Origin of the sequence: Chelonobacter oris (assembly GCF_000772535.1) — a bacterium.
GTDB lineage: Bacteria > Pseudomonadota > Gammaproteobacteria > Enterobacterales > Pasteurellaceae > Chelonobacter > Chelonobacter oris.
In genome coordinates, this window is the sequence record NZ_JSUM01000005.1 from 25,668 (window position 1) to 44,893 (window position 19,226).

At 47.6% G+C, this 19,226-nt stretch carries 15 protein-coding genes; 10 read left to right on the plus strand and 5 right to left on the minus strand.

Annotated features, from left to right (window positions below; genetic code table 11):
- Positions 1-25 precede the first annotated feature (25 nt).
- Entirely contained in the window at positions 26-1,108 is a 1,083-nt protein-coding gene (gene serC, locus OA57_RS03770; protein ID WP_034613778.1) for a 3-phosphoserine/phosphohydroxythreonine transaminase, read from the minus strand.
- 198 nt (positions 1,109-1,306) lie between these two features.
- Here serC and OA57_RS03775 point away from each other — a divergent pair, with 198 nt between their 5' ends.
- Positions 1,307-1,636, plus strand: coding sequence for a DUF496 family protein (locus OA57_RS03775; RefSeq protein WP_034613780.1), 330 nt, complete (start codon positions 1,307-1,309; stop codon positions 1,634-1,636).
- Between the two features lie 111 nt (positions 1,637-1,747).
- On the opposite strand, the gene OA57_RS03780 is transcribed toward OA57_RS03775, so the two are convergent.
- Positions 1,748-2,647, minus strand: a complete 900-nt coding sequence (locus OA57_RS03780; RefSeq protein WP_034613782.1) for a mechanosensitive ion channel family protein — start codon at positions 2,645-2,647, stop codon at positions 1,748-1,750.
- A 175-nt stretch (positions 2,648-2,822) separates the two neighbouring features.
- On the opposite strand from OA57_RS03780, the gene tehB reads away from it, so the two are divergent.
- Positions 2,823-3,686 (plus strand): SAM-dependent methyltransferase TehB, encoded by an 864-nt coding sequence (gene tehB / locus OA57_RS03785; protein WP_034613783.1) that lies wholly within the window; start codon positions 2,823-2,825, stop codon positions 3,684-3,686.
- 54 nt (positions 3,687-3,740) lie between these two features.
- Here tehB and pyrD read toward each other — a convergent pair whose 3' ends face one another.
- Positions 3,741-4,760 (minus strand): quinone-dependent dihydroorotate dehydrogenase, encoded by a 1,020-nt coding sequence (gene pyrD / locus OA57_RS03790; protein WP_034613785.1) that lies wholly within the window; start codon positions 4,758-4,760, stop codon positions 3,741-3,743.
- 108 nt (positions 4,761-4,868) lie between these two features.
- On the minus strand, positions 4,869-7,478 hold the full coding sequence (pepN, locus tag OA57_RS03795; RefSeq protein ID WP_034613786.1) for an aminopeptidase N: 2,610 nt from the start codon (positions 7,476-7,478) through the stop codon (positions 4,869-4,871).
- 206 nt (positions 7,479-7,684) lie between these two features.
- On the opposite strand from pepN, the gene purE reads away from it, so the two are divergent.
- The 8 genes from purE (at position 7,685) to OA57_RS03835 (ending at position 17,984) form a co-directional block, all read left to right on the plus strand.
- Positions 7,685-8,176, plus strand: a complete 492-nt coding sequence (purE, locus tag OA57_RS03800; RefSeq protein ID WP_034613788.1) for a 5-(carboxyamino)imidazole ribonucleotide mutase — start codon at positions 7,685-7,687, stop codon at positions 8,174-8,176.
- 25 nt (positions 8,177-8,201) lie between these two features.
- The gene (gene purK / locus OA57_RS03805) at positions 8,202-9,284 is read left to right on the plus strand and encodes a 5-(carboxyamino)imidazole ribonucleotide synthase (RefSeq protein WP_034613790.1); all 1,083 of its coding nucleotides are present in this window, start codon (positions 8,202-8,204) and stop codon (positions 9,282-9,284) included.
- Positions 9,285-9,381: 97 nt separating this feature from the next.
- Positions 9,382-10,572 (plus strand): amino acid aminotransferase, encoded by a 1,191-nt coding sequence (locus OA57_RS03810; RefSeq protein WP_034613791.1) that lies wholly within the window; start codon positions 9,382-9,384, stop codon positions 10,570-10,572.
- A gap of 187 nt (positions 10,573-10,759) precedes the next feature.
- Positions 10,760-12,187, plus strand: coding sequence for a cardiolipin synthase (gene cls / locus OA57_RS03815; protein WP_034613792.1), 1,428 nt, complete (start codon positions 10,760-10,762; stop codon positions 12,185-12,187).
- A gap of 115 nt (positions 12,188-12,302) precedes the next feature.
- A complete protein-coding gene (locus OA57_RS03820) occupies positions 12,303-13,067 on the plus strand; it encodes an ABC transporter ATP-binding protein (RefSeq protein WP_034613795.1) in 765 nt (254 codons plus the stop codon).
- A gap of 7 nt (positions 13,068-13,074) precedes the next feature.
- The gene (locus OA57_RS03825; RefSeq protein ID WP_034613797.1) at positions 13,075-13,959 is read left to right on the plus strand and encodes an iron-siderophore ABC transporter substrate-binding protein; all 885 of its coding nucleotides are present in this window, start codon (positions 13,075-13,077) and stop codon (positions 13,957-13,959) included.
- On the plus strand, positions 13,953-15,917 hold the full coding sequence (gene fhuB / locus OA57_RS03830) for a Fe(3+)-hydroxamate ABC transporter permease FhuB (RefSeq protein WP_034613799.1): 1,965 nt from the start codon (positions 13,953-13,955) through the stop codon (positions 15,915-15,917). The genes OA57_RS03825 and fhuB overlap by 7 nt, the downstream gene beginning before the upstream one ends.
- A 36-nt stretch (positions 15,918-15,953) precedes the next feature.
- Positions 15,954-17,984, plus strand: coding sequence for a TonB-dependent siderophore receptor (locus OA57_RS03835; protein ID WP_034613802.1), 2,031 nt, complete (start codon positions 15,954-15,956; stop codon positions 17,982-17,984).
- Positions 17,985-18,068: 84 nt separating this feature from the next.
- Here OA57_RS03835 and OA57_RS03840 read toward each other — a convergent pair whose 3' ends face one another.
- Positions 18,069-19,220, minus strand: coding sequence for a Gfo/Idh/MocA family protein (locus tag OA57_RS03840; RefSeq protein ID WP_034613804.1), 1,152 nt, complete (start codon positions 19,218-19,220; stop codon positions 18,069-18,071).
- Between the last annotated feature and the right edge of the window lie 6 nt (positions 19,221-19,226).

The window sequence follows — 19,226 nt, forward strand, 5'->3', positions numbered from 1 at the left end:
GATGGTTCAACATATCCATAGTGAATCAGCCATTTTCCCGCTCAAATTTTTGCATAAACGCAATTAACGCCTGTACGCCGTCAATCGGCATGGCATTGTAAATCGAAGCGCGCATACCGCCCAACACTTTATGCCCTTTTAAGGCTTGTAAGCCGTTTTCCAGCGCTTCCGCCACAAATTTAGCATTAAGCCCTTCATCACCGGTGGTGAAAGTCACATTCATCAAAGAGCGGTTTTGTTTCGCTACCGTATTGCGATACAGTTTGCTTTGATCCAGATAATCATACAGCAGCGCCGCTTTTTCACGGTTGCGCCGTTCCATTGCCTGAATGCCGCCTTGTGCCAATAAATGCTTGAACACCAACGAACAGAGATACCAGGCAAACGTCGGCGGGGTGTTAATCATCGAATCGCTTTTGCTTTGTACTTCGTAATTCCAGATTGACGGTGTTTCCTTACGGGCATGACCGATCAGATCTTCCCGCACTATTACGATGGTAATCCCCGCCGGCCCGAGATTTTTCTGGGCGCCGGCGTAAATCAAGCCGAATTTACTGACGTCAATTTCACGCGAGAGGATATTTGACGACATATCCGCCACCAAAACCGCATTACCGACATTCGGTAAGTCAAAGATTTCTACGCCGCTGATGGTTTCGTTCGGGCAATAATGTACATAATCGTACTGATCGGCAATCTCGCTAAAATCCAGTTTGCCGACACGCGATTCATCACTTTGCTCCAGAATATTGATTTCATCGATTTCGGCAAACAGCCGCGCCTCTTTCGCAGCGGTAGCCGACCAATGACCGCCGGTCAAATAAAGGGCTTTGCCCTTTTCGCCGATTAAATTCATCGGAATCGCTGCAAATTGACCACGCGCACCGCCTTGTAAAAACAGGATTTGGTAGTTTGCCGGAATACGGTACAATTCGCGAAAATCCGCCACTGATTCCCCGACCAACTGCATAAATAATTTACCACGATGGCTGACTTCCATCACGGAGGTTTGTTGGTCTTGCCAGTTCACGAATTCTTGTTGGGCTTGTTCCAGCACCGCCTTCGGCATCATCGCCGGACCGGCGCTGAAATTGAACACTTGTGACATTTTCAATCCTTAACTAAAAAAATAACAACCCGAATAGTTTTATCACTCTGCCTTGCGCTTATCAATCTATTTTTATCTGTTCCGGCTTGATATTTCGCAATTTTTATTGATAAAAACGTGATCGAATACTTTGACGAACAAGATTAAACAGGATAAATTAAAGTCATTGTGTCAAATCAAAAAAGTGAGTGTTAAAAAATGGAACCGGTAAACAAACAATGCTTTCAAGATGTATTGGAGTACGTGAGTATGCATCGTCTGAAAAACAAACTTAAACGCGATATGATTGATATCGAACGCAAAATCCGTGATAACCAAAAGCGTGTTTTGTTGTTGGATAATCTGAACCAATACATCACCGATGAAATGAGCGTTGCCGATATTCGCACGATTATCGCCACAATGCGTGACGATTATGAAGATCGGATCGATGATTATGTGATCCGCAATGCGGAACATTCCAAACAACGCCGCGAAATCAGCAAAAAAATGGCGGAACAAAGCAAAGCCCGCCAAGCCAAAAAATAATTTTTTGCCAACTTGATCTTAACGTGCGGTTACCATTTAAAACCGCACTTTGAGGATAAAAAATAGCGACGGATATCAAATCCGCCGTTGTCGTATTGCTCTGCACCCACGCTATTTTTCTACATTATCCGCATCAAAATGTACACTCAGCTGATTAAACGGAATTTCAATCCCTTCACGATCAAACGCCAATTTCACATCTTCGGTAATCGCATAATAAACGCCCCAATAATCGGCGGTTTTCACCCACGGTCGCACAACCAGCTGTACGCTACTGGCTTCCAGCGATCCCACGGCAATAGTCGGTGCGGGATTACTCAGCACCCTAGATTCCTGTGTCAGGCAATCCGCCACTATCTGTTTGGCCTTGGCAATATCGCTGTTATAAGCAATATCAAAGATAAAATCTACTCGACGGGTCTCATTGGCGGAATAATTGGTGATACTGTCGCCGAACACTTTGCCGTTCGGCACCAATACGGTTTTATTATCGCCGGTACGCAACTCGACCACCAATAATCCGATTTGCGTAACCGAACCGCTCACGCCGCCCGCTTCAACAAAATCCCCTTTTTTAAACGGTTTGAAAATCAAAATCATCACGCCGGCAGCAAAATTTTGTAGTGAATTCTGCAATGCCAGACCGATTGCCAAACCGGCAGCCCCGATTAATGCAACCAATGACGTGGTGTTGATGCCCAGTTGCGACAATGCAGCAATCACCACGATCAATAAAAAGAGAAAATAGCTGATCGAGGTGACAAAGCCCTGCAACATTTCGTCTTTGCCGGAACGCAATGCCGCCTTGCCCAATATACCGCTTAACAATTTGGCAATGGATTTCCCGATAACATAAATCGCAATCGCCAATAGTATCTTGCTGCCATACGGAATAATCCATTGGCTTAACACAGTATCAAAATCCATTTTCTGCACTTTATCGATAAATTCTACTGTCTGTGCCTGCACATCGAATGTGGAAGGTTCGGCAGCGGCCGTTTCTGTCGTCATACAAACTCCTGTTTATAACATGTTAATATTACGACTATTCTAGCATAAGATACATCGGCAATGTGATCAGCCTGTATAAACTTGACTAAATCTGTCGGAAATAATTGCCTCACAGGCAAATTTTCTTTAAAATTCATAAAATAATATTTTAAATATATCTTTAAGGACACGCTCTATGTATTCACAATTAATTTGCTACAAAAAAATGCCGATCTGGACCAAAGACACCTTACCGCAAATGTTTCAGGAAATGCACAATACTAAAATCGGCACTTGGGCAAAAGTGACTGTACTTGCCGGCTCGCTGAAATATTTTGAACTGGACGAATTCGGTAATGTATTGAACACGCACATTTTTGATGTGGAAAACCAAGCGCCTTTTGTCGAACCACAGCAATGGCATCGTGTTTTGCCGTTGTCCGACGATTTGCAATGCTATCTGGAATTTTATTGCCGTCCGCAAGATTATGTCGCCAAGAAATACAATATGACCGCCACTCACTCCGAAGTGATCAACGCCATACAATACCTCAAGCCCGGCAAAGCATTGGATCTCGGCTGCGGACAAGGCAGAAACAGCGTCTTTTTAGGCGTTCAAGGGTTCGAAGTCGATGCTTGGGATCAGAATGAAAACAGTATCGCTTTTTTAAATTCCGTGATTGACAAAGAAAAGCTCGACAAGGTGAAAACCGCACTTTATGACATTAATCAGGCGGCAATTCAGGATAATTATGATCTGATTCTCTCCACTGTGGTGTTGATGTTCCTACAACGGGATCGCATTCCCGCCATTATCGCCAATATGCAGCAGCATACCAATGTCGGCGGTTATAATCTGATCGTTGCCGCCATGTCGACCGATGATATGCCTTGCCCAATGCCGTTCTCTTTCACCTTTGCCGAAAATGAACTGAAAAATTACTATGCCGGTTGGGAATTGCTCAAATACTGCGAAGAGCCGGGCGAATTGCATAAAACCGATGCCGACGGTAATCGGATCAAACTGAAATTTGTGACAATGTTGGCGAAGAAAATATAATATTTGTCAATAAAATCGGGCTTCTCATCAAATTAAGAAGCCCGATTCTCCGACTTAACGAATCCCTGCCACCAGCGCTTTTACCAATTGTGGGCCGTGGTAGATCAAGCCTGAATAAAGTTGCAACAGTTCTGCACCGGCGGCAATTTTGCACTGCCCGTCGGTCAGCGAATCAATGCCGCCGCTGCCGATAATCGGAATATCACCTTTCAGCTCCTGATGTAAGCGGCGAATAATTTGCGTACTGAGCGGCTGCAAAGGCTTGCCGCTTAACCCCCCCTGCTGCTCCGCATTCGGCAAGCCGCTAACGCTGTCACGGGATATTGTAGTATTGGTCGCTATCACACCGTCCATTTTATGCCGGCGCAAGGTGTCGGCGATTTGTACCAATTCCGCTTCGGTTTGATCCGGTGCGATCTTGACCGTAATCGGTACATATTTATTGTAGTAATCCGCCAGCTCCGTTTGACGGGCTTTGAGCGCTTGCAATAAATCGTCCAATGCTTCCCCATATTGCAGGCTACGCAAGCCCGGCGAATTCGGTGAAGAAATATTAATCGTGATATAACCGGCATGGTTATACACTTTGTTAAGGCAATAAATATAATCGGCTTTACCGTTTTCTACCGATGTCGTCGTATTTTTGCCGATATTAATTCCGATAACCCCGTCATAGCGGGCTTTTTTAACATTTTCAACCAGATAATCGACACCGAAATTGTTAAAACCGTTACGGTTGATAATGCCTTCCGCCGCTTGCAAGCGGAATTGACGCGGTTTAGGGTTGCCGTCCTGTGCCAGCGGCGTCACCGTGCCGACTTCAATAAAACCGAATCCCAAAGCGCCAAATCCGTCAATCGCATCTCCGTTTTTATCCGCGCCGGCAGCCAAACCGATTGGATTTTTAAAACGAATGCCCATGCAAACTTTCTCTGTCCCCGGCGGGCAGCAAAGTGCGGTTTGCAGCACGTATTTAGCCGGCGTTTTCCCGATAATCCCCAGTGTTTTTACCGTAAAATCATGCGCCCGCTCGGCGTCCAGTGAAAATAACCCTTTTTTAACGAATGAATACATATGCCCAGCCTATTATTACGCTATATGGTGTAACGAAAAATCCCTTTCACACTGCCGACAAACAAAAAGGAAATCCGAAGATTTCCTCAATTGTACCCTTTATTATGATTAATCCAACGCTTTCTCAATTTTTTCGAAAAGATCTTTCGATAAGTTTTCTATTTTTGCCAAGCGCTCAAGTCCCCGTTTCATCAATGTTTGACGTTGGGCATCGTAACGCCCCAAACGGATCAACGGTTCGATTAAGCGTGATGCGATTTGCGGATTGCTGCTGTTGACCTTGATCAACACCTCTACCAAGAAGCGGTAGCCTGATCCGTCCACGGCATGGAACGCATTCGGATTCTGGTTGACAAAACTGCCGACCAGCGCCCGTAAGCGGTTCGGGTTGTTGAAAGCAAAACTCGGATGATCCATCAGTTTAATCACATTTTGCAGCACATCTTCGTCCGGACGGGTCGCCTGCAAGGCAAACCATTTGTCCATCACCAGTCCGTCATGCGCCCATTTTTGCTCAAAATCCGCCAGCAAAGCGTCACGGCAAGGCAATGCCGCCAACGTTGCCGCCGATAACGCAGCCAACGTATCGGTCATATTGTTGGCATGCAGATAGTGGGTATTGACCAGCGCATTACCAAACTCCGTGACCGCCAAATAGCTCAGGCACACATTACGCAAACTGCGCTGGGCAATATCCTGCCGCTCCGGTCGGTACTGCGGCAAATCGATACGATGATAAACTTTCAGCAGCATGGTTTTTAAATATTCGGCGATATTTTTTTGCAAGAATTGACGCACCGCATGAATTCCGCTCGGATCAATCACGTTGAACCGTTCGGCAAATTCCGTCTCTTTCGGCAACGTCAACATCAGCGCTGTCAGTTCGATATCCTGCTGATAGTCTTCCAGAATAGCGCCGAATGTATCCAGCAATAATGGGCTGATCAGCATCTCTTCGCCGTTTTGCTGACGTTGTAAATTGCGGCGCAATTCGTTTGCCAATAACGTTTGTGCCGCATCCCAGCGCACAAAATCGTTTTCAGCATGTTTTAACAACAACAATAATTGCTCATCGCTGTAGTCATAATCCAGTTTCACCGGTGCGGAAAAATCGCACAATAGTGCCGGAATCGGACGAGCATACACATGATGGAATTCAAATACTTGATTATCTTGCAAAATATTCAACACATTGCTGACCGGGCCGTGTTCATCTTGTAAATCCAATTGATGCCCCTGCCCGTCATATAATTCAATTTTCAACGGAATGTGCAGATTGATTTTATCCAATTGATCATGTGTCGGCGGTGTAGCTTGCGACACGCTTAACCGGTAAATCTTGTTGCGTTCGTCATATTCGTCATTCACCGTTAATTCCGGCGTCCCCGACTGACTGTACCAGCGCCGAAAAACCGTCAAATCGACAGCGGAAGCCCGTTCCATTGCGGAAATAAAGTCTTCACAGGTCGCCGCTTTGCCGTCATTTTCAGCAATATACAATTGCATGCCCTGTTGAAACCGCACTTCGCCCAATAACGTGTGCAGCATTCGAATCACTTCCGCTCCTTTTTCATAAACGGTAACCGTATAGAAATTGTTCATTTCGATCACCTTTTCCGGACGGATCGGATGCGCCATCGGGCCGGCGTCTTCGGCAAACTGTACCGTTCTGAGCAGCTTCACATTGTTAATCCGCTGTACCGCACGCGAGCCGGTATCCGATGAAAACTCCTGATCCCGAAACACCGTCAAGCCCTCTTTCAGGCTCAATTGGAACCAATCACGACACGTTACCCGATTGCCCGTCCAGTTATGGAAATATTCATGTGCAATCACCGCTTCCACATTGTGATAATCCTCATCGGTTGCGGTAGCCGGATTGGCAAGCACAAATTTGGAGTTGAACACGTTCAAGCCCTTGTTTTCCATCGCACCCATGTTGAAGAAATCCACAGCAACGATCATATAAATATCCAGATCGTATTCCAGCCCGAACCGCTCTTCGTCCCATTTCATCGATTTTTTCAGGCTTTGCATTGCCCAATCGGCACGATCAAGACTGCCTTTATCAACATACAATTCCAAAGCCACTTCCCGACCGCTCTTGGTCACAAAACGGTCTTGCAGCAAATCAAAATCACCGGCGACCAGTGCAAACAAATAGCTCGGTTTCGGGAACGGATCCTGCCATTCCACCCAATGCCGCCCGTTGTCCAGCTCACCGCCGGCAATGCGGTTGCCGTTCGACAACAAATACGGATATGCGCTTTTATCCGCCGTAATCCGAGTGGTATAACGCGCCAACACGTCCGGACGATCGAGCATATAGGTAATTTGACGGAAGCCTTCCGCCTCACACTGTGTACAAAACGCACTGCCCGATTGATACAGCCCTTGCAATGAGGTATTTTCCGCCGGTTTGAGCAGCGTAACGATTTCCAATTCGAACCGCTCCTGATTCAGCCCGCTCAAATCCAGCGACAATGATTCCGCATCTTGCCGATACGCGCTAAAAGGCTCGCCGTTTACCTCAATCGAGGCAAATTGAAAACCGTGTCCGTCCAGCCGCAGCTGCTGCGCCTCAGGATTCAGGCGTTGAACGGCGGTTTTAGCGGTGACTTGCGTCTGTTGCGGATCAAGTTGAAAATCAAGAAAAATATCCGTCACGGTATAATCCGGTTTCTTGTAATCCTTCCTGTATTTGGCTTTCGCTGGCATTCTCTGCTCCATCTTATTCTCATGCTTATTCAACCGATAAGCATAGAATTTTCTCCGTAAACTTGCAATCAAATCACCGTTATCCGGCTAAAAAATATAAAATATTTTCACAAGCACGACCACAGAGATTAATTTCTTATAAAATCATGTTATCCTAACCGCACTTTTGATTTATTCATTTAACATTAAAGGGAACCGCTGAATTTATGTCTGCAAAAATCGCCATTGTGATGGGATCGCAAAGTGACTGGCCGACCATGATCGAAGCCGCCAATGTGCTGGATCAACTACAAGTGCCTTACCATGTCGAAATCGTTTCCGCCCACCGTACTCCGGATAAATTATTCAGCTTTGCCGAAACCGCACTTGAGTGCGGGTTTGAAGTGATTATCGCCGGCGCAGGCGGCGCAGCGCATTTGCCCGGCATGATCGCCGCCAAAACCGTGGTTCCGGTACTGGGCGTACCGGTAAAAAGTTCGATTCTAAGCGGGATCGACAGCCTGTATTCCATCGTACAAATGCCGAAAGGCATTCCGGTCGGCACACTGGCGATCGGTGCCGCCGGTGCGGCAAATGCCGGTTTGTTGGCCGCACAAATGCTGGCAAGCCGTGATCCGCACTTGCTGACGCGTTTATTGCAATTCAGAGCGGAACAAACCCAAACCGTCTTGGATAACCCCGATCCTCGCCTGCTTTAACATTGCTTTAAATAAGGACTTAACCATGCCAAAAAGTGCCATTTATCCCCCGGTTTATGTCTTGGGCAACGGACAATTGGGGCGAATGCTGCGCTATGCCGGCGCTCCGTTGGACATCGATGTCCAACCGCTCGATTTCGATGCTCCGCTGCTTGACATTGAAAGTAACGCCGTGATTACCGCCGAAATCGAACGTTGGCCGACAACCGAACTCACCACCGCACTTTCCGCCCATCCGAATTTTATCAATCGCAATGTCTTTGGCTTACTGGCCGATCGTTATTCACAAAAATCGCTGCTAGACGAACTGAATTTACCCACTTCGCCTTGGCAACGCTTGGATTGTGCGCAACAATGGCGGCAACTCTTTCTAGATATCGGCAACAAAGTGGTGGTCAAACGCCGTACCGGCGGTTATGACGGACGCGGGCAATGGATTGTCGATTCGAGTAATCATGGCATCATCACTGCCGATTTATTCGGTGAGGTAATTGCCGAAGCCTTTATTCCGTTTGACGGGGAAATATCCCTTGTCGGCGCCCGTTTTCAAGACGGCAGTACCCGTTTTTACCCGATTACCCATAATTTGCAGCAAAACGGCATTTTGCGCTACAGTGTCCAGCCTGCAATACCGAACCGCACTTTACAAACACAGGCGGAACAGATGCTGAGTGCGATTATGCACAAGCTCGATTATGTCGGCGTGATGGCAATGGAATGTTTTGTAATCGGCGACAACCTGCTGATCAACGAACTGGCGCCGCGTGTTCACAACAGCGGACACTGGACGCAACTCGGGTGTAACGTCAGCCAGTTTGAACTTCATTTGCGTGCATTGCTGAATCTGCCGACACCGCTATTGCAAACGCTGATGCCGAGCGTAATGGTCAATCTAATCGGCACCGAACATCAACCGCAATGGCTCGGCATTCCGTTCAGCCAGCTGCACTGGTACGGCAAGGAAGTGCGGTCGGGGCGTAAAGTCGGGCATATCAATTTATCACACCCTGATAAAGCGGTACTTATCGAGAGTTTGCGCAGATTGGCGCCGTTATTGCCGGCTGATTACCTTTCCGGTCTGAGCTGGGCAGTCGGCAAATTATCATGATTTTTGCGTTTTGGGATTGTTATCCGAGCCGGAAATCAGTATAAATGAGAAAGCTATTTTTAAAACACAACATCATATGCTAAAAAGGTAACTCACTATGTTTGAAAAAATCCAAGCCGCTCCCGCCGATCCGATTCTGGGGTTGGGCGAAGCCTTTAAATCCGAAACTCGTGAAAACAAAATCAATCTGGGTATCGGGGTCTATAAAGATGCCGACGGGCAAACCCCGATTGTCAAAGCCGTGAAAACCGCAGAAAAACGCTTGTTGGAAACCGAAAACAGCAAAAACTACCTGACGATTGACGGCGTGGCGGCATACAACCAATTTACCCAAGCATTATTATTCGGCGCCGACAGCGAGATTGTAACAAGCAAACGCGCTAAAACCGCACAAAGTTTAGGCGGAACCGGCGCCTTACGCGTGGCGGCGGAATTTATCAAACGCCAAACCCATGCACAAAACGTCTGGATCAGTTCACCGACTTGGCCGAATCACAATGCAATTTTCAATGCGGTCGGCATCACAATCCGTAACTACCGTTACTACAATGAAGACACACATGCGCTGGATTGGGACAATATGTTGGCCGACTTGAGCCATGCCGGCGAAGGCGATGTCGTATTACTGCACGGCTGCTGCCACAACCCGACCGGAATCGATCCGACTCCGTCACAATGGCAACAATTGGCGGACTTATCGCTGCAAAACGGCTGGCTGCCGCTGTTTGACTTTGCCTATCAAGGCTTGGCAAACGGTTTGGAAGAAGATGCGCAGGGTCTGCGCGCTTTTGCCGCCAACCATAAAGAACTGCTGGTTGCCAGCTCCTATTCCAAAAATTTCGGTTTGTATAATGAACGTGTCGGCGCATTTACCTTGGTTGCTGCCGATCAACAAACTGCCGAAACCGCGTTTAGTCAAGTCAAATCGATTATCCGCACGCTGTATTCCAACCCGTCCTCACATGGCGCCAATGCGGTTGCGCTGGTGCTGGCGGATACCGGACTGAAAGCGGATTGGATCGCCGAATTGGCAGGTATGCGTGACCGCATCAAACAGATGCGTCAAAAATTCGTTGAATTGTTAAAAGAATATGGCGCACAACAAGATTTCTCATTTATTATCGAACAAAACGGCATGTTTTCGTTCAGCGGTCTGACACCGGAACAAGTGGATCGCTTGAAAGACGAATTTGCGATTTATGCCGTCCGCTCCGGCCGAATCAACGTTGCCGGCATCACTGAAGCCAATATCCGCTATCTATGCGAGAGTATTGTTAAAGTGCTTTAATACGTCATTAAAGGGAGCGAAAGCTCCCTTATTTATGTGTTGAATATTGAAAAGATAAGCCTCATACTTTATGTGACAATACGTTATTGAAACTCAAGACGGAGGAAAACTCGGTTCTTACTCATATTTTCACCGCCGGCATACTGTTGCACGCCACAGGAATCATGTTACCGATTACGGAATCACTATGTTACTACTTATCTTACATATCGCTCTGGTTACAGTTTTTTCAATCCGAATTCTGGTGCGCAATGATTTGGAAGCTAGCGGGCGGCTGGCATGGTTGGTGATTTTGTTGCTTTTCCCCTATTTGGGCGTTGTGATTTATTGGCTATTCGGTGAAAACAATATCGGTCGGCAGACAACGGCGAAGTATCAGACGATTTTTACCCAAATGCGCCATGATTATCCGCAACTGATCAGCCACGGACAACAAAACGAACAGCAAATAGAATTACCCTACCGCCCGGCTTTTGCGTATGCGGCTTCAATCAACGGCTTCCATACCCAATCCAATAATCAGGCGGAATTGATGGCAAGTGCCGCACAAGCCCGCGAACGTTTACTCGCCGATCTTGAACGGGCACAACATTGTATCAATATTCTGTATTATATCTGGTTGGCGGATCACACCGGTATCAATGTTGCAAAAGCGCTTATTCGTGCGGCACAACGTGGCGTTACCTGTCGGGTACTGGTCGACGGATTGGGATCGCGCCGGTTTGTCAATTCCGACTATTGGCAACGGATGAAAAGTGCAGGCGTACAATTGGCGGTTACCTTCCCGATTAACCGCCCGATAAAAACGATCCTCACCAGCCGGCTGGATTTGCGCAATCATCGCAAAATCACACTGATTGATAACAACGTGCTTTACTGCGGCAGCCAAAACTGTGCCGATCCCGAATTCAGAATTAAAGCGCGATTTGCTCCTTGGGTAGATATTCTGCTGCGTTTCGAAGGGGCTGTCGTTTCGCAAATGCAGCTTCTCTTTGCCAGTGACTGGCTGATTGCCGGTGGTCAACCGATCAATGAAAATCTTCCCTCACAGCCTGTCACATTATCCGGATTTGCCGCACAAGTCGTCGCAGACGGACCGACCGAACGCAAAGATTCCAGTCCGCAACTTTTTGTGAGCCTTTTCAATTGCGCTCGGCGAAGTATTACCCTTTCAACGCCTTATTTTGTACCTGATCATACAACAATTGAGGCATTGTGTGCGGCTGCTTGGCGCGGAATAAAAGTCACACTGATTTTCCCGCAACGAAATGATTCTTGGATTGTATCCGCAGCCAGTCGTAGCCACTACGCCAATCTGCTCAAGGCCGGGGTACAAATTTATGAGTTCCGCCATGGCCTATTACATGCCAAAACCCTGACTATTGATGAAAAAATCAGTTATATCGGTTCAACAAATTTGGATCTGCGCAGTTTTAACCTGAATTATGAAAATAATATTTTACTTCAGGACAGCGACACAACCGCAGCCATTTACCAACGTCAACAAGATTATATTTCACAATCAAAGCCGATCGATTTGGAACACATCACGCACTGGTCTTTATTGCGCCGCATCTGGCAGAATGTTATCGCCACTATAGGCCCTATTCTGTGATGTTCCCTCTCAAAAAAGGGCGATAGATACATATCTGCCGCCATCTATTGAAATAAAAATAGTTTTCAATTAAAATTCTGCCCTATTTTAATTTACGCTAGATTACAGGCAGGTTATGTTTCAACTTGAACAAGTATGTTACCGGATTCCGAACCGCACTTTACTGCACCCGATTGATTTGACATTTGAAGTCGGTAAAGTTTACGGATTGATCGGACATAATGGTTCGGGTAAATCGACATTAATCAAACTCCTTGCCAACCAGCAAGCTTGCAGCAGCGGCAAAGTGCGGTTAAAACAGCGTGAACTCAGCACATGGGGCAGTCGGGAATTTGCCCGTGAGGTTGCCTACCTGCCGCAACATTTGCCCAATGCGACCAACCTGAATGCGCGTGAATTGATTCAAATGGGGCGTTATGCCTGGAACGGTTTATTCGGCCGCAACAAACAACAAGACCAACAGGCGGTGGAAAAAGCCTTGTCCTTAACCCAGACGGAACCCTTCGCCGATCAACCGGTTGACACGCTGTCCGGCGGCGAACGTTCCCGCATTTGGCTGGCAATGCTCTTAGCGCAGCAAAGCGGTTTCTTGCTGCTGGACGAACCGTTGGCGGCACTGGATATTGCGCACCAAGTTGAAGTGATGCAGCTGATTCAACAGCTTTCTCGCCAATTGCATATCGGCGTGATCATCGTGATTCACGACGTCAACCTCGCCGCCCGTTTTTGCGATCAGCTGATTGCCCTGCACAGCGGCAAGCTGTTAATGCAGGGTTCGCCGCATGAATTGATGACACAAACCAATCTGAATGCTATTTACGGCATTACGCTACAAGTCATTCCGCACCCGAATTCCGGGGTGCCGGTCGCTTTTTATTAGGCTGATTATGTTGCGCTATTTTTTCTTATTATTGATTTGCTTGAGCTGTAACGTGCAAGCTATCGATTTAACCGATCAAAAATCCACAGTGAAAATTGCCACGCTGGATTGGACGGTCGCCGAAACCCTGTTGGCACTCGGGCAGCCGCCTGTTGCCATTGGCGATGCCGAAAGCTACCGCACTTGGGTTGCCGTGCCGCAATTACCGAAAAATACCCTTGATCTCGGCTCACGTCTGCAACCGAACGCTGAACGTTTAGCGCAAATACAGCCCGATCTTTTTATCAACAGTGCTATGTTCCGTAATCTGGAACCACTGTTACAGCGTTATGTCGCCGATCCGCAACAGATCAAAAGCGTTAATTTCTATCAAGCGGGCAATCTCTGGCAGAATCAGCTGGCGGCAACACGCCGACTGGCACAATGGATCGGAAAACCGCAAGCGGCAGAAGCCCTGATTCAGCAAAGCGAACAACTGTTTGCCGATTTAAATACCGAATTACAGCCTTTTCAATCCCGTCCGCTGCTGCTGGTACAATTTATTGATAGTCGCCATCTTCGGGTTTATGGTGAAAACAGCCTGTTTGGCGAAACCATCCGGCAAATGGGCTTTCGCAATGCTTGGACGCATGAAGTCACCGTTTGGGGGGCTGCCAATATCAGCATCAATCAACTGGCGGATTTTCACGACAATCCACGGTTGGTTGTCATTAAACCCTATCCGCTCAACGTGCCGACCGCACTTCAGCATAATACCTTATGGCAGCATTTGTCGCTGTCGCAAGATCCGCTCGTCCTGCCCGCCATCTGGACCTTCGGTGCTTTGCCGTCGGCACAACGTTTTGCCTTGGCATTACGCAATGCGCTGCAACAAGGAGGGGAAGCATGGTAAATCGTGCCGTCTTCACGCTGAATTTACTGCTGATGACAGCAAGTGCGGTTTTAATCGGCTGGTTACTCAAGCTGCAATTGCCTGAAAGCTATTCATGGCTTGACCTGTTCACAGCCCGCCCGGACAACTTGGATTTACTGCTGGTACAAAACTATACGCTGCCGCGCCTCAGCATGGCGATTCTCGCCGGTACCGCACTTGGGCTTGCAAGCCTGCTGTTACAACAGGTGGTCAGCAATCCGTTGGCGTCAGATAATACCTTGGCTGTCAGCAGCGGCGCACAATTTTTATTGTTCACCGCCACGCTGTTCTTTCCGTCAATTCTGAATGCCGGCACCACACTTATCGCTTTTCTGGGCGCACTCGGCGCACTGGCGTTGGTTTTCCTGTTGGCATGGCGCAAAGCGCTGTCGCCGTTAATTATGATTCTGGCCGGATTGGTGGTAAATCTCTATCTCGGCTCCCTCTCCGCCACTCTGATGCTGTTCTATCCAGAGGAGTCTCGCGGCTTAATGATTTGGGGAGCCGGTTCGCTGGTACAGGAAAGCTGGTTCGACGGCATACAGCTGTTCTGGCTGTTGTTGCCTGCGTTGTGTCTGTTAATTGTATTGCAGCGCCCGTTTACCATTCTGGCGCTGAACGACAACAACGCCAAAAGCTTGGGCGTGCCGGTGCAATGGATTCGTCTTGCCGGTTTGCTGCTGTCGGCTTATTTGGTTGCCATCGTCATCAGCCGCGTCGGTATGCTCGGTTTTATCGGACTCGCCGCCGCCACAATCAGCCGTCAATTGGGGATCCGCCGTTTCAAAGCACAACTGCTGCAAACCGCACTTTTAGCCGCCGCAATGTTATTGATTACCGATTTAGCGCTGCAATTGTTAACCCATTATTACCGCCTGCAACTGCCGACCGGCGCCGTTACCGCCGTCTTGGGTACACCGTTATTATTATGGCTGATGTTTAAAAATCTCCCGCAAAGCGGTCGGCTGCAAAGCCAAAGCGGCTTTTTGACGCATGGCAAATCATACGGCAACCGCACTTGGCTGCTGCTGGTGCTGCTGTTTCTCCTGACCGCACTTTGCGCCTTGCTTATCGGTAAGGGGGCTGACGGCTGGTCATCAGGTTTCGATCGGATATTGCTTGAATTACGCTATCCCCGCCTGCTTTATGCGCTGGCTGCCGGCATCATGCTGGCCGTCGCAGGCACTTTGCTGCAACGCCTTAGTTTTAATCCGATGGCCAGTCCGGAATTATTGGGAATCACCTCCGGCGTCAGCTTTGGCGTCTTGCTGGTTATTTTCGGTTTGACGCAGGTTTCCACACAAAATTTCTGGCTTGCCGGCGTATTGGGCGCATGCAGTGTCTTATTGATTATCATGGCGATTAACCATCGCAGCGGTATGTTGCCGGAACGGATTTTGCTGACCGGCATCAGTCTCGCTGCGCTGTTTGATGCAGTACAGCGTATTTTGATGGCAAGCGGCGATTTTCGTATGCAGCAACTGCTGAGTTGGACGGCAGGTTCAACCTATTATGCTGAAAATCAGGTGGCAATCCTGCTGACTCTGACCGCACTCGGCTTGTTGGCGCTCAGTCTGCTGTTCAGCCGCTGGCTGGACTTACTCAGTCTGCAAGCGGTTATGGCAAAAGCACTGGGCTTAAATTTAACCCAAGTCCGCTGGCTGTTGATTCTGTTAAGTGCGGTATTGACTGCTTGCGCCACTCTGGTGGTCGGCCCGCTCAGTTTTATCGGGCTACTTGCACCGCACTTGGCACACTATCTCGGTTTTCACAAACCAAAATCACAACTGATCGCCGCCGCCTTACTCGGCGCCACCGTGATGATCGCCGCCGACTGGCTTGGTCGGCAAATCCTGTTTCCGTATGAAATCCCTGCCGGCCTGGTCGCTACGCTACTCGGCGGCAGCTATTTCTTATTAATTATGCGCAGAGTGTAATGCTCTGCTTTTATGACGATAACTTAAGGACATATTATGCAAAAAACCTTTCAATACTCCGCACTGGCAACCGCACTTTTGCTTTGCTTCAATCCTGCCATCGCCGAAACGGACAGCGAAGAACTGGACGTAATCGATGTGGTCGGTTCGGTCGCAAAAATTGGTACGCTTTCCTATGATCAACCGCAATCGTCTGTTGTCGTCAGCGCGCAGCAAATTGCCGAAAGCGGTGCGAAAAAGATCGATCAAGCCCTGAATTATCAAGCCGGTATTCAGGGGGCGTCATTCGGGAACGACAATAAATCCGAATGGTTTAAAATTCGCGGATTTGATGCGTCTACCACACTGGACGGAACCCAAACGTCCCCGAATGGATTCTTCGTCTGGTTGCCGGAAATCTACGGTGTTGAAAATATTGAAGTGGTCAAAGGCGCCAACTCCCTACTTTACGGCGCCTCCCAAGCCGGCGGTGTAATCAATTTGGTCAGCAAACGTCCGACGGCAACCCCAAAAGGGGAAGTTAACGTTGGCTTCGGCAACAATCACCAACGCACCGTTAACGGCGATTACAGCGGTTATGCCAATGAATCCGGCAGTGTGCGTTATCGTTTAGTAGCACAATTTCGCAAAGAAGACGGCACGCAAGATTACACCGGCATGAAGCACTATTATTTTGCCCCGAGTCTGACTTGGGATATCAGCGACAAAACCCGCTTGACGCTGCTTGCCGGCTATCAGCGCGAACACGGCCGTCCGACCAACGGTTTTCTGCCCGCTTACGCTTCGCTGCTGCCGTCTACCTTTGGCAACATTGCCCGTAATACCTATTTCGGTGAGCCGGATCGCGATAATATGGAGCGTGAACAACTTTCCGCCGGTTATGAATTTCAGCACGAATTCAATAACGGCTGGATTTTCTCACAAAACTACCGTTTCAACCATTTGGATATGGATTTGTTAGGCGTATTTGCCTGGTCTGCGGACAATAACCGTACGGCTTATCGCGGCTACAGCTACAGCAAAGGCACATCGGCAACTCATAGCGTCGATAACCGTATCAGCAAAACATGGACCTTTGATAACGGCATTGAAAATACCTTATTGTTAGGCAGTGATTATTTGCATGCCAAAACCAAAGGCAATAATAACGGTTTCGGCTTTGTACCGGGCATTGATCTGTTCGCGCCGGTTTACGGCGCACCATTCAGCGTAACGTCGACACCATACCACATCAAAAACAGTCAATGGGGCTTCTACGTACAAGACCAATTACGGATTAACAATGACTGGATTTTTGATTTAGGCCTCCGCCACGATAAAGCAAAAAGCAACAGTTTTGTCGACAATACCGACACCTCTTACAATATTAGTCATAACACGGTTTCAGGCGGTGCGATGTATGTGTTTGAAAACGGTTTGGCCCCTTATCTCAGCTATGCCGAATCATTCCGTCCGACCACCGGTGTCGACGGTTACGGGCGCGTATATAAGCCTTATGAAAGTAAACAATATGAGGCCGGCATCAAATATGCGCCAAGCTTTATCGATGGCACCGTCTCTATTGCTTATTTTGATTTAACTGAGAAAAATGCGTTGGTTTCCGACAGTTCCAATATTTCCGTACAAGCCGGTGAACGCCGCAACAAAGGGATCGAAGTACAGGCGGATTTGAATTTGACGGATAATTGGTCAATGAGTGCGGCTTATACGCATAACCATTCACGTCAGGATCTGTCCACAACGACAACCATTCGCACCCCAATGGTCGCAAAACATACGGCATCATTGTGGACTTCATATCGTTTGCAGGGCATTTTGGACGGTTTAACGGTCGGCACCGGCGTTCGCTATGTCGGCTCGACAACAGACGATCAATACTATGCCGGTTATAACGTCCCGTCTTATACCGTGTGGGATGCCATGGCACAATATCAATTTGATTCCAACTGGCAATTGCAAGTCAACGCTACCAATTTGACCAATAAAAAATACCTGAGCGGTTGTAGTTTCTACTGCTACTATGGTGCGGAACGTTTGGTCAACGCCACACTTTCCTACAAATGGTAAATATGCGTTTATCCGATAAAAAAGGCTGCCGAACGGCAGCCTTTTTAACAATATTATGTTCTATTATGCCAAACAAGATTATGCCTATTTCAGCGTGATCCATTTCCCTTGTTCAAAACTGGTCATAATGGCATCTACAATATGTACAATTTGTGCGCCGTCGCTGAATGTAGCAAATTTTACCGGCGTATTTTCGGGTGCTTTATTCTCTAAAATAAACGAATAAAATGCCAACATCATATTTTTAAAAGCATCCGGCCAGCCTTCAATATGTCCTCCGGGGAAATGGTTATATGCAGAGACGGATTTATTGACTAACGTTGGATCATCACACAATATTTGGTTTGGTTTTTGGCGATAACCGATTGTTAAATACTGCGGCGTTTCCTGCTCCCAATGCAATGATTTCAGACTGCCGCTGATATCAAACATCAAATCGTTCTTATGTCCGGCACTGACTTGAGATACGGTAAACGAGCCTTTGGAGCCGTCTTCAAAGCGAATTAATACCGATGCATAATCTTCCGTTTCGACCGACTTGGATTCATACTCCGCCCCTGCCGAATCCGAGCCGAAGGTTTCTTCGTTTTTACCGGCCTTACGAATAGAATGAACAATACTCACATCAGCAAAAACCGCTTTAATTTTTTTACCGGTTACGAACTGCACAGTATCGCACCAATGCGACCCTATATCCGCTACCGTGCGGGATTTTCCGCCTATTGCAGGATCAACACGCCAGTTATAATCCGTATCCCACAGCATCCAATCTTGTAAATAATGTCCGTTTACTGCAAAAACCCGCCCGATATCTTGCGACTTAACCATTTCAGCCGCTTGTTGAACCATCGCAAAATTACGGTAAACAAACCCCACACCGGTGATAACCCGATGTTTTATTGCCAACGCCACAAGTTCATCCGCTTGCGGTGAGGTTAAACAAAGCGGCTTTTCCGAAAACACATGTTTACCGGCCAAAATAATTTTTTTATTTACATCAAAATGAATATGATTCGGCGTGCAATTATGCACAACTTGAATATCTTTATTCGACAGTAATTCGTCTATGGAATCATAAGCTATGGGAATATTCAACGCCGCTGCCTTTTCCTTCGCAAGTTGTTGATTATTTTCCGCCAATGCAATGATATTGACAAAGCCCAATCGACGAATCGCTTCAATATGCGCAACGCCGATAAATCCGGTTCCTATAATGCCGACATTAATTTTTTTCATACCGAT